This is a genomic window from Patescibacteria group bacterium (assembly GCA_020148045.1).
GTDB lineage: Bacteria > Patescibacteriota > Minisyncoccia > Minisyncoccales > GWA2-38-27 > JAHCRG01.
This window is the reverse complement of record JAHCRG010000006.1, coordinates 140,903-152,730: the sequence shown is the minus strand read 5'-3', so window position 1 is coordinate 152,730 and position 11,828 is coordinate 140,903. Positions and strand designations below refer to the sequence as shown.

Annotated in this window: 10 protein-coding genes and 1 tRNA gene; 3 read left to right on the top strand and 8 right to left on the bottom strand. The window is 37.8% G+C overall.

Annotation, left to right across the window (positions count from 1 at the left end):
* Together rsmH and mraZ are read right to left on the bottom strand one after the other, a co-directional pair.
* Positions 1 to 843, bottom strand: a complete 843-nt coding sequence (gene rsmH / locus KJA13_02340) for a 16S rRNA (cytosine(1402)-N(4))-methyltransferase RsmH (GenBank protein MBZ9577853.1) — start codon at positions 841 to 843, stop codon at positions 1 to 3.
* A gap of 8 nt (positions 844 to 851) precedes the next feature.
* Positions 852 to 1,283: a division/cell wall cluster transcriptional repressor MraZ gene (gene mraZ / locus KJA13_02335; GenBank protein MBZ9577852.1), complete on the bottom strand. Its 432-nt coding sequence runs from the start codon at positions 1,281 to 1,283 to the stop codon at positions 852 to 854.
* A 228-nt stretch (positions 1,284 to 1,511) separates the two neighbouring features.
* Between mraZ and KJA13_02330 the strand changes: the two genes are divergently transcribed.
* A complete protein-coding gene (locus KJA13_02330; GenBank protein MBZ9577851.1) occupies positions 1,512 to 2,351 on the top strand; it encodes a hypothetical protein in 840 nt (279 codons plus the stop codon).
* A gap of 59 nt (positions 2,352 to 2,410) precedes the next feature.
* On the opposite strand, the gene KJA13_02325 is transcribed toward KJA13_02330, so the two are convergent.
* Together KJA13_02325 and KJA13_02320 are read right to left on the bottom strand one after the other, a co-directional pair.
* Positions 2,411 to 4,912: an ATP-dependent Clp protease ATP-binding subunit gene (locus KJA13_02325; GenBank protein MBZ9577850.1), complete on the bottom strand. Its 2,502-nt coding sequence runs from the start codon at positions 4,910 to 4,912 to the stop codon at positions 2,411 to 2,413.
* 16 nt (positions 4,913 to 4,928) lie between these two features.
* Entirely contained in the window at positions 4,929 to 5,312 is a 384-nt protein-coding gene (locus tag KJA13_02320; GenBank protein ID MBZ9577849.1) for a hypothetical protein, read from the bottom strand.
* Between the two features lie 68 nt (positions 5,313 to 5,380).
* Between KJA13_02320 and KJA13_02315 the strand changes: the two genes are divergently transcribed.
* Positions 5,381 to 6,055 carry a CDP-alcohol phosphatidyltransferase family protein gene (locus KJA13_02315; protein MBZ9577848.1) on the top strand — a complete coding sequence of 225 codons (675 nt, stop codon included), beginning with the start codon at positions 5,381 to 5,383 and terminating at the stop codon, positions 6,053 to 6,055.
* Between the two features lie 181 nt (positions 6,056 to 6,236).
* Here the strand turns inward: KJA13_02315 and KJA13_02310 are convergent.
* Positions 6,237 to 6,309: transfer RNA gene (locus tag KJA13_02310), tRNA-Val, on the bottom strand.
* A gap of 46 nt (positions 6,310 to 6,355) precedes the next feature.
* Here KJA13_02310 and KJA13_02305 point away from each other — a divergent pair.
* The gene (locus KJA13_02305; GenBank protein MBZ9577847.1) at positions 6,356 to 8,086 is read left to right on the top strand and encodes a hypothetical protein; all 1,731 of its coding nucleotides are present in this window, start codon (positions 6,356 to 6,358) and stop codon (positions 8,084 to 8,086) included.
* 65 nt (positions 8,087 to 8,151) lie between these two features.
* On the opposite strand, the gene KJA13_02300 is transcribed toward KJA13_02305, so the two are convergent.
* The 3 genes from KJA13_02300 to KJA13_02290 all read right to left on the bottom strand — a co-directional run bounded on the left by KJA13_02300 (position 8,152) and on the right by KJA13_02290 (position 11,822).
* The gene (locus KJA13_02300) at positions 8,152 to 8,970 is read right to left on the bottom strand and encodes a hypothetical protein (protein ID MBZ9577846.1); all 819 of its coding nucleotides are present in this window, start codon (positions 8,968 to 8,970) and stop codon (positions 8,152 to 8,154) included.
* Positions 8,971 to 9,442: 472 nt separating this feature from the next.
* Entirely contained in the window at positions 9,443 to 10,348 is a 906-nt protein-coding gene (locus KJA13_02295) for a hypothetical protein (GenBank protein ID MBZ9577845.1), read from the bottom strand.
* Positions 10,349 to 10,844: 496 nt separating this feature from the next.
* On the bottom strand, positions 10,845 to 11,822 hold the full coding sequence (locus KJA13_02290; protein MBZ9577844.1) for a hypothetical protein: 978 nt from the start codon (positions 11,820 to 11,822) through the stop codon (positions 10,845 to 10,847).
* Positions 11,823 to 11,828 lie beyond the last annotated feature (6 nt).

The following is an 11,828-nucleotide window of genomic DNA, read 5'->3' as shown; positions in this document are numbered from 1 at the left end:
TTATTGTTTTACCGCTGCTCGGAGCTTCGCGCTACGCGAGCGGGGGTTAATTTTAATTTCTTCTTTTGAAGGTCTTACTGGTTTTTTTGTTAAGATATTTAAATTTGAACTTTTGAAAAAATTCTTGACAATTCTATCTTCTAAAGAATGAAAGGAAATTATGACAATCTTTCCCCCTGGCGCTAAAACTTCTATTGTTTGGGGTAAAACTTTCCTTAAGTTATTTAGCTCATCATTAACAGCAATCCTTAATGCCTGAAATGTTCGGGTGGCTGGGTTAATCTTTGTTCTCCCCGGGACTACTCTTTTAATAATCTCTACCAGTTGAAGAGTTGTCTTAATGGGCCTTTCTTTTATAATTCTTTTAGCAATTCTTCTGGCAAATCTCTCTTCTCCGTATTCTTTCAATATTTTTTCAATCTCTTCTTGAGAATAATTATTTATAATTTTTTCAGCAGTTAAATTATTCTCTAAACTATATCTCATATCAAGTGGCTCATCTTTTAAAAATGTAAATCCCCTGCCCGATTCTTCCAAGTGCCAGCTTGACATTCCAAGGTCAAATAATATTCCATTAACCGGTCTGAAATTACTTTTCTCAAGGATGCTTTTTAAATTTACATAAGAATCATTTGTTAAAACTAATCTGTCTAAATTCTTTGACTCCAATTTCTGATAAATTTCTGGGTCAATTTCAATCCCCAATACTTTCCCATTTGGCTTAATTTTCCCGAGGATAGTAATAGTATGTCCCCCGCCATCAATCGTTGCATCAATAAAATTTTCATTTGGCTTTGGATCTAAATATTGTAAAACTTCTTTTTGAAGAACAGGTATGTGCATTTTTTAATTTAAATTCCCAACTCTGGTAATTGCTCTCCAACCTTCTCAATATCCTTTTCAGCTCTCTTCCGGTATATTTCCCATTTCTGAACATCCCAAACTTCTAACTTGTTAGAGAGTCCGCAGATTATAACATTCTTTTTTAAACCAGCGTATTTTTTTAAATAATCTGGAATAAGAATTCTTCCTAGCTTATCTAAGCTAACCTCCATGGCACCAGCAAGAATAACTCTGCTAAAACTTCTGACTCCAATTTGACTTGTTGGCAATTTTTCTAACTTATCTGTTACTATCTTCCATTCTTTTTCTGGATAAATAGCCAAACAATTCTCAAAACCCCTAGTCACTGTTACTTTTTTACCGAGCTCTCTTCGAAATTTAGCTGGAAGAGATAAACGTTTTTTAGTATCTATAATATGACAATATTCTCCAATAAACATAGTTTTCCACAAAAACTAGGGGTTTTCCCATAGTTTTCCACAATTATACACTCTGCTTTCTTTATACCCCACTTCATATACCCCCGTCAACCCATACTTTTCCACATTTTTTTCACACCCACAAAATCTTGACAGATTTGATATACTATGATACAATTCAAGTGTTATGGCGCTGTTGTCATAACCAATGTTATTTGAAAATCAAAAAATGAAAGAAAGGAGTAACCAATGATAAAGGTTTTGTATGATCAAGGTAGTGCGCGTATCCCTGAAGATGGGATTATTTTCCAGCCCCCTTATTACTATGCTGTAACTGATGGCATAACCGGAATTTATCTTCCTGACGAAGGTCCAACACTTTTTCACGGAATGACAGGTGGTCAACTTGCATCACATATTATTTCTTATGCTTTTAGAAATGCCTCTCCAGCAACATCTTCTTTGGAAGGCATTGTTCGGAGAGCAAATAGCTTGATTCGCCAGGATATTGAGGCAAGTGGTTTATCTCTAAAGGAATCAGAATTGCTTCCTTCTGCTGCTTTTGTTGTAGCATCTGTAAACACTACGAATATCCACATTCTTCAAGGAGGAGATGCTCTAGCAATATGGCAAACAAAAGACGGAACCCTTGGAGCAACCCCTAACAAAACATATAGTTACGAGGAGGAACTTCTTCTCATTATCGCAGAGCTTATGAAAAAACATAAAGGAGATAGGCAGAAAATGTGGGAGGAATTCCGCCCCATTCTTACAGAAAAGCGACGAGCCAATATCAACACTAAGCAAGGAGGATTTGCTCTTCTTAATGGTCAGCCTGAATTTGAACATTTTTGGCAGAAATTTACACTTCCGCGGGCGGGAATAGGGTTTTTGCTTCTTTTCTCTGACGGTCTCATTCCGTTTGAATGGACAAAAAATGAATTAGGAATGGCAGGAGAAATAATCCGGCTTTATAAAAAGGGTGGGCTGTATGCTATCCTAGAAGCTACCCGCCAAATTGCAGATGATAAGAAATCCTTAACCCACGAAGACTACCCAGAAGCTACGGCAATAGCTATAGAATTTTAAAAAGCAAAAGGCCGAGTGGTCAAAGACCACCCGGCCTGTTTTATTTCTTGTTTTTATTATTAAGGATTAATAATCAGTTTAAATTTCTTTGGGTCAAGTTCTACTCTATCCCCTCTTTTTAGTTGGCCGGAAAGCAAGGCAGAAGCTAAAACATTTTCTACTTTATCCTGAATAACCCTTCTCATTGCCCTTGCCCCGAAAACCGGGCTATAGCCTAATTCAACTACTTTTTCTTTGAGGGGTTCTGTAATTATAAATTCAATGCCTTTTTTTTGAAGATTCTTTTTTAATTTTGATAACATCAGCTGAGCAATATCTAAAAGGTTTTCTTTGGTTAAGGGCCTGAAAACGACAACTGCATCAAAACGATTGATAAATTCTGGTCTAAATATTCTTTTCTCAAAAAGATAATCTAAAAGTTTTTGTTTTACTCCTGCCCATTCGGTTTTTCTTTTTAAAGCTTCCAAAATCACCTTATAACCAGCATTACTGGTGGCAATAATTATTGAATTTTTAAAATCAACCTTTCTTCCAAAACCATCTGTTAAATGACCTTCATCAAGAACCTGTAAAAATAAATTCAAAATATTGTGATTAGCTTTTTCAATTTCATCCAAAAGAATTAAAGAAAAGGGATTTTCCCGAACCGGAGTTGTTAAAAGCCCTGTCTCAGTTGCAGAACCAATCAATCTAGGGATGTCTTTTATATCTTGAAACTCTGACATATCTAATCTTATCATCTTCTTTTCTGAACCAAAATAATACTCTGCCAGGGCTTTTGAGGTTTCGGTTTTACCAACCCCGGTAGGTCCTAAAAACAAAAAGCAACCCATTGAACCTTTTCTTACTGTAACTTCTGACCTGGCTCTCCGAAGGGCAGTTGAAACTTCTTTTACTGCTTCGTCCTGATTAATAATTCTTTGATGAATTAAATTTTCTAAATTGAGTAAAACCTCTCTTTCTTTCGCCTCTATCTCTCCCACCGGAATCTCGGTCTTTTCGGTAATAATCTTAGCTATATGCTTTGGCAAAACTACTTTTTCTCTTGTTGAGCCCGCAACATAAACTGCTACTTCATCTAAAATGTCTATGGCTTTCTCGGGAAAATGAAGGGAAGGGAAATAACGGTCAGTCAAAGAAATTATCTCTCGCATAGCAGGATAAGAAATAAAGATTTTGTATCTTTTCTCAAGAGCAAAGGTTAAATACCCCAAAAGCACAAGCGTCTCCCTTTGGGAGATTCCTGAAACCTCTACTTTCCCAAAAAGAGATAAGATAGAAGGATTTTTTTCAATATATCTGTGAAGACCTTCGTAAGTTGTAATTGCTACAATTTGAAATTGGGGAAAACGTAAATAGGGTGCGATAACTCCTGAAATATCAATTATTCCTGGCCTGGAAACTTGGCCAATATAGTTGTGGAATCCATCAATCACCAAAATAATATTGCCAGCCAAAACTACTTCCTGGAAAATTTTATCTAAAGTAGCTTCAACATCTTCCATACTTTCAAGTTGAGCCAGTAAAGCCGGCACATCTAATTCAACCACCCTCTTGTAACTCACCCCAGGCAAACTTCTGCCTAATAAACTCATCTGGGTTAAAGCATAAACCATGCTTCTTTTTCCTGTGCCTGGTTCCCCAATTATTAAAACATTATTAATTTCTCTTCTAGCTAAAATTCTTTCTATCCTCTTCATTTCTTCTTTATGGCCAACAAATTCTAAATCCTTCTTCCTAATTGAATCAGTTAAATCTTTGGAATATCTATCTAAAGCTATCGTATAACCAGCTGTCCATTCTTTAGCCAATGTTCCTCTTTTAGCTAAATTTTCATATTCCCAGAACCTTTTCCTTTTTTTGATTTTTTCTTTAATATTTTCCAACCACCAGGTTAAATTTTCAATATCCTCGGCTTTGAGTTTATGTTTAACTAAAATCCTTTTAAAAATCAGGTTATGCTTGGCAAGAGCAGATAGGACATCCCCTATTTCAATTCTGGTATGATTTTTTTTCTGGGCTATTCCCAAGGCCTCAAGAATAGTTCTTTGAAAATTATCGGATTCTTTGGCCTTTAACTCTTTCTTTAATATTTTTTTAATCTCGTTGGAATCCAAAAGGGCGCGTAAGAAAATAAAATCTAATTTCGGGTTATCAATTAAAATAAAATAAAAAAGACGAGTTGAGCTTAATTTGGACTTACTAACCGCCTTAGCTGCTTCAAAGCTTAAAAACTCAGCCAGGTTATAGCTCTCCGGATCTAATAATGCTTCACTAATATTAGCTTTAAGCTCTGGCTTTTTTAATTTTAAATTAAAAAAGCTTTCTTTAATCCAAGAACTCAGAGTTGAAACAAGAAAAATTATTGAAAGACCTAATAGAGTCCTGTTGGTCTCTGGCGAGAAATTCTCCGGCACAAATCCATAAAGAAATGCTAAAAACACTAAAACAAACAAAACAAAAAACAATATCTTTAAAATTTTAGCAAATCTAAAAAACGAAAACTTTTCCCATTTCACCGCTTGATATATCTTTGCTTTTTTAAGATTAAAGTTGAACATAGGTCATGAAACAAAATTAGTAAAAAACGAGCTTTAAGCCGAATAATAATCCTGCCAATAATAAAACTGGCAATAAAAGCCAGCCAAAAAATACTATCGTTCCTCCTAAAATTATTAAAGCTTCTATGAATAGTCCCAAAATTATAAAAATGGTTCTTAAAAGAGCCCCAATAATTCTGGACATCATATTAAAAACAAATGTCTCAATGTTTTTCCATGCCTCAAATACTTTTCCATAAGGATAATGATATCTGCGCCAATGAGAAAAAAAGGTTTTCAAAAGAATAGGAACTGAAAAATAATTTAAATTAAACAAAAGAAAATTTTTCCAGCCCTTTAAAATTGCTTTTGGCACATCAAAAAACTGCCAAATTAATCCTTGCAAAAAAATACTCATTATTATATTATACTACATCCAACAAAAAACAAAAATGTTCCTTCTCAACTGAAAAATGAAAGGAGAATGAAATGAACAGAAAAATCTCTGAATATATAAGAGAAAAGATTCGTTTGATACCAACTTGGCTGCAACAAAACCTAGCCAACAGTATTACTTTAAGTAGATTGGTAATGGCTGTTTGGTTTTTGCTTACAGCCATTAATAATCCCGACCGACTCTGGTTAATAGATATTTTGGGCGGGCTCGCTACTTTCACCGATTGTATTGATGGGCCGATCGCACGACGTTACGGTAAAAGTGTGTTTGGTTCTATTTTAGACATACTAGCAGACCATGTTTTTATTTATCCAGCATTGATGGTTTTAATCTGGCACAATCGTTGGAAGTTAACGAACCTACCCTTCTATACTAACGGCCTTACCACTGCTTTGGGAATTTTGATGCTTTCAATAGTTGGAGCAATTTTTATTGCTGGATGTATTGGAGCTTTCTACTATTACATTAAAGGGATAAAAATTGATCTTTCTCCCAATAAATGGGGGCGAAGGAAAACTGGCTGCGGTTTTACTGTAATTCTGGTTTGGCTATTTTCCTTAAGTATTGAAAAATACCAAGGATTTCCTTTAATTAATCTTTCCATTTTCTTGATTGATTTAGGTCTGATACTAATGATTTATTGGGGCTGGAAGAGTTTGGAGGACTATTACAAAAGGGGTATAGATGAAATAAAAGCTCAGCAATGAGAAGCTGGGCTTTTGTTTTAAAAAAAGAGGGAGAGTATTGGCCGGAGAGGGAACGCCAAACTCTCCCTTGCCCGTCACACTACTAATTTTGGTGTGAGGGCTTGCTGACATCATTGTGCAGAGAGTAAACTCTGGTGAAACTTGGTGAAAGAACCAAAAAGCTACTCTAATGATGCCATTGTGGGCGTATGTGGATTTGAACCACAGACCTCACGGATGTGAACCGTGCGCTCTAACCACTGAGCTATACGCCCAAGATTGCTCACCATTTTTATATATATTATAATAAATAGAACTATCATGCAAGTATTTGAACTACATTTTAACCCTAAACTAAAAGAAGACCAAATCTTTGACAGTTTTATTTATGAACCGGAAAATATCTACGAGAAGAACCTAGGAAATTTATACGTTGTTGGAGAACTTCGGAACGTTCTGCCCCAAAATCTAAAACTTTTAGATGATATTGCTAAAGCTATCAAGAAAAGCTATTATACTTTTTCCCAAAAATTTCCTGAAAAAGCTCTTTCGCAAAGTTTAAAAAAAACAAATGAATATTTAGCTGAAAAAGTAAAAAAGGAAAATGTCAGCTGGCTGGGAAACTTAAACTTTGCTGTTTTTTCTTTAAAAGATTTTAATTTAATTTTTACTAAAACCGGCGATATTAAAATTTTGCTGTTAAGAGCCGGACAAATAATTGATATTGGTAAAAACTTAGACCTCCGGGAAATTGAACCCTATCCTTTGAAAATTTTTCTTAATGTTGTTTCAGGCAAATTAACTCAAGATGATAAAATCTTGGTTTTGACCAAGGAGATTTTTGAATTTTTCCTTCAGCAAAATCTATTGACTAAAATCGCTCAAAGCGAAAATATTAATGGAAAAAAAATAAAAGAAATTTTACCCTCTTCTCTTTTTACTAAAGGCGAGGGCTCAAAAGTTTCTGGGACTTGCCTCCTCTCTGTTGTAAAAACAGAACCAACAAAAAGAGGCAAAGCGATTCTTTTTCAAAGCGAAAAGAAATTCTCCTTTCCAAAAATTAGATTTCCCTTTAAACTTCCGAAGATTATCAAAAAGCCAAATTTGCCAAAGATAAAATTGCCAAAAATAAAAATACCTACACCAGGCCCTATAATAGAAAAACTTCGTCCCAAGACAAACATTAAGAAAAAGCTAATTCTGATTCTTGTCTTAGCTTCTGTTCTCCTCCTGGGATTTTTAATTTTTAAACAAGCAGTGGGAAGAAAAGAAAAAGAAATTAGAACCTCTTTAGCTAAGATACAAGAAAAAGTTAATCAGGCAGAAAGCTTTTTAATTTTTAAAAACGAAGAAGAAGCCAATTCTCTTTTTAAAGAGGCCTGGAAAGAAATTTTACCTTTAACCGAAACAAAAACTTCTGATATAATTGATTTAAAACAATCAATTGAAGAAAACTTGGAAAATTTAAACAAATTAGAAAAGATTGAAAATCCCGAACTTGTAAATGAACCGGATTCAAGCTTGTTCTCTTCTCCTTCCAGCTCTCTTGTTGACCCACCTTCATTTGAATTTAATTTTGATTTATCCGCTTCTTACCTTTCCAATCTTTACTTCTTAGACAAAAAAACTTGCGAGATTATTAAATATTCTCTCTTAGGGGCTCTAAATTGGGGCTCTCCTAAAAAATGGACGAAAGATAAAGGCCCTTGCTCTGAGCCAAAATCAATGACAGTTGACGGTTCAGTTTGGATTTTGAACGAAGATAATTCAGTCCTTCGCTACTATGCTGGTTCTTTTCAAGAAACTATAATCCCTGATTTCTTCCCATTTCCAGAAAATATTACTCAAATCAAAACCAAAGCAGATATCCCCTATCTTTATCTTTTAGAACCAGTAAAAAACAGAGTTGTTATTATTGATAAAAAAGGCAAAATCATCAAGCAATTCCAAAGCCAAAAATTTGATAATCTCAAAGATCTTGATATCTCCTCAGACAACAAAACAATCCATCTTCTCAACAACTCAGAAGTTTACAAAATAGAGATGAATTAAGTGAAGTCGGGCTTCATAAAAAATGCCGAGGGGTAAAGATAGCTACCTCCTCGGCTTAGTTTTGACTAAAATCTCCAGATGAGCTTCAGACCAAGAGCATCAGCTGATGCTGTACGCTGGTACTCGATGTTGAGAAAAATGTTTTCGGTGAGGTTCACTCCCTGAAAACCAATATAATAACCGAAAGTAGAGGCCTCACCAATATCCCAGGAGTATTTCGAACTCAAGACATCTCCGTTCCACGTCTCACTAAAATTATCATCTAAATCGCCATTAACGAAATGGAAAAAGGGGCCGCCGTAAATAGAAACACCGTCTGCCAGCTCATAGCTTGGGCCTATAGCGATTTGCATCTCAGTAAGCTCAATATCAACAGAGTCAGCCCAGTCCTTTGCTTTTAGATGCCCATCCAAATCAGCCCAACTTGCTTGAAACAGTCCGCCCAATTTGAGAGGACCCTCTTGATAAAAGGTTGCTTTGGTACCAAAGCCAATTGTAAAACTAGCCGGGCCATCAAATTTTTCTCCTTCTTCCCAGATTGAGTCACCAAATTTGGCGTCTGCTCCGCCTAAACGCAAAAATAGGTCCCAGTTGTCAAAGATGCCATATCCAAAGTTGGCATATACCTTATTCATCTTGAAATTCTTGAGGGTCAAGGAAAACGCTTCTCCTGAGTCGTAAAACCTTCCATTTTTATACTCAGTCCATTTACCGTTGGTTAATTTAAGGTCCATTGTGCTGTAGGAGTAATCAATCCCTGCTTGAGACTGCCCCTGTCTCAGGTTCCCTGTTGGAGGCCCCATCGGGTCTAAGGCAAAAGCAGGAGAACTCCCCAAACCAACCACCACAAGCACCACAACTAACAGTAACAATCTCTTTTCCATAACAATTCCTTTCTGAATTTAATTGTGAAAAAACAGTTTCTTTTCAATAAAATTTCCTACAAAATACAATTGACTGCCAAAACAAATACTTCATTTTCTGGCTTAATCTATTCTCCGGGTGGCTCTCTTGGCATTTTTCTTTCCATTTCCATCACCTCCTTTCTTAAATTTTCAAAGAACCGTTAAAAACCAATTCTCCTAATTCTTTCCTTCAAAGAATTGGTTTCAAACTATCCTGTAAATTATCACAGCCAAAGAAGATTGTCAAACCTTCCTTTTATACCAAAACTGCCCGAGGACGGGCCTCGGGCAAAATAGAAATGTAAAAAAATCGAAAAAAACAGGGCGAAGATTTTTTAATCCTCGCCCTTCACCCTCACACCAATGAAATTGGTAGTGGGGGTTTATTTCTTCCAAACATAAACAAGATGAAATTCTATGGAGCACTATTGCCCCGGGTTAAAACATTGACTTAGTTGCTTTGGACAACCGTAGACACATTACCGTTTCCTATCTGCTGGACAACACTGAAATCGCTGGTGCCGTTCTGGGTCTGAGAACTGAAATTACTAGAACCAACCTGCGTAGCGAAAGCATCGTTGTCGTTACCGTTCTGGGTTTGGTAAGCTACGTTGCCGTCACCGCCAAACTGCCGAATCCTGGCTTCATTGCCCTCACCTGTCTGGTCTTGTGCAGCATAGTTTCCAGATGAGAACTGGACAATAAAGGCGGCGTTGGAGATACCATATTGGGTTTGGTAAGCCCGGCTGGCAACGCCTCTCTGCCTAATGTAGGCACCATTCACATTACCAGTCTGGTTCTGAATGGCAGTGGCGGAGTCTCCGCTCTGCCATATCCCAGCGGTGTTCTCGCCGCCCATCCCAGGACCACCAGACTGGGTTTGAGAAGCATAGTTGCCAGTTGCGTTCTCGTCCTGCTTAATATAAGCATTGTGGCCTTTACTGAGCTGGACTTGGTAAGCCCTATTGCCGTTGCTCCCTTCAATTTGCTCAATCAGGGCAATATTCCATTGGCCCCACTGGATTTGAGAAGCAAGGTTGCTACCTGTACTGGTCTGCTTAATCTCGGCCAGGTTGTTGCCGATCCTCTGGTCTTGGGAAGCAATATTCGTGTTACCAACCTGGAGAATCTTAGCTTCGTTATTACCAACAGGGCCGGCTTGGCTCTGAGAAGAAACGTTCCCATTGCCATTTTGAGTAATCTCAGCATCGTTGTTAATACCAGCTTGGCTAACCGTAGCACTATTGCCAGCGCCGGTCTGATTGACCGTGCTCACATTCCCATCGGCAAAAGCTAATCCAGACAAACCAAGAAGAATTACCAAAGCCATTGTTACTATTAAAATCCTTCTGTTCATAAATTACCTCTCTTTCTTTCATCTCTGTCTATGTCTATACTGGATAGAAATCATTCAACGTCCTTAACTGCTACCAAGTTACCTTTTAAGTTTTAAACGAACCGCCAAGATAAAAATCAATCCTCTCGGATTTTTTCCTTTAACGAATTGATTTTTAGATATCTTGTAAATTATCATAACCAAAGAAGATTGTCAACCTCCATTCAAACTAACAAAAGTGGGGGTCAACCCCTACACCAAAACTGCCCGAGGACGGGCCTCGGGCAAAATAGAAATGTAAAAAAAATCGGAAATGGAAATAAAAAATAAAAACAGGGCGAAGATTTTTTTAATCCTCGCCCTTCACCCTCACACCAAAACTTCAAAAAAATTTCTGGTAGTAATAGGTTTACCCTCACACCAATGAAATTGGTAGTGGGGGTTTATTTCTTCCAAATATAGACAAGATGAAAATTCTATGGAGCACTATTGCTCCGGGTTAAAACATTGACTTAACTTACGGAGTTTGGACAACCGTAGCTACATTACCATCCCCTATCTGAGTAACAATGCTCGAATCGAAGTCACCGGTCTGGGTCTGAGAACTCCAATTGTTCCAACCAACCTGCGTAGCTTCAGCATAGTTGCCGTTACCGTTCTGAGTTTGGTAAGCTACGTTGCCGCCACCATCACTAGGGTACGGGTTCTGGGAAATTTTGGCCTCATTGTCATCACCTGTCTGGTTTTGTCGAGCATAGTTTCCAACTCCCCGCTGCTCAATCTCAGCAATATTGGAGATACCAACTTGGGTTTGGTAAGCAATGTTGTGTGCGGCAAACTGCATAATCTTGGCCCCATTGTACTCACCTGTCTGGTTCTGTGCAGCATAGTTGTAAGATGAAAACTGGCCAATATAGGCATCGTTGCCACGGCCGTCCTGGTATTGCCTGGCGATGGAGTCTTTTCCCCTCTGCCGTATCTTAGCTATGTTCCAGGCGACGCCGGTTCCAATCTGGGTTTGGTTAGCCGTGTTCCCAGCTGCGGACCCACTCTGCTCAATCGAGGCATCGTTCCCAATACCCGTCTGGACCTGAGCAGCAGTATTGAGAGTACTACTTTCAATTTGCTGAATCAAGGCAATATTCCAACTGCCGTTCTGGGTTTGGCTAGCAATATTCCCAGTGCCACTGGTGTTTTGCACAATAGTGGCTTGGTTGTTAGTGCTGCCGGTCTGGGACTGGTAAGCTGTGTTCCCATTGCCTGTCTGGGTGATAATGGCAATGTCCTCGTCGCCGGTCTGACTCTGAGAAGCAACGTTGTCATCGCCTTCCTGGGTGATAGTGGCTTCATTACCACTGCCATCTTGGCTAACCCTAGCTCTGTTGTCGTTGCCGGTCTGATCGACAGTGCTGGTATTACCATCAGCAAGAGCCAAGCCGGATAAACCAAGAAGAATTACCAAAGCCATTGTTACTATTAAAATCCTTCTGTTCATAAATTA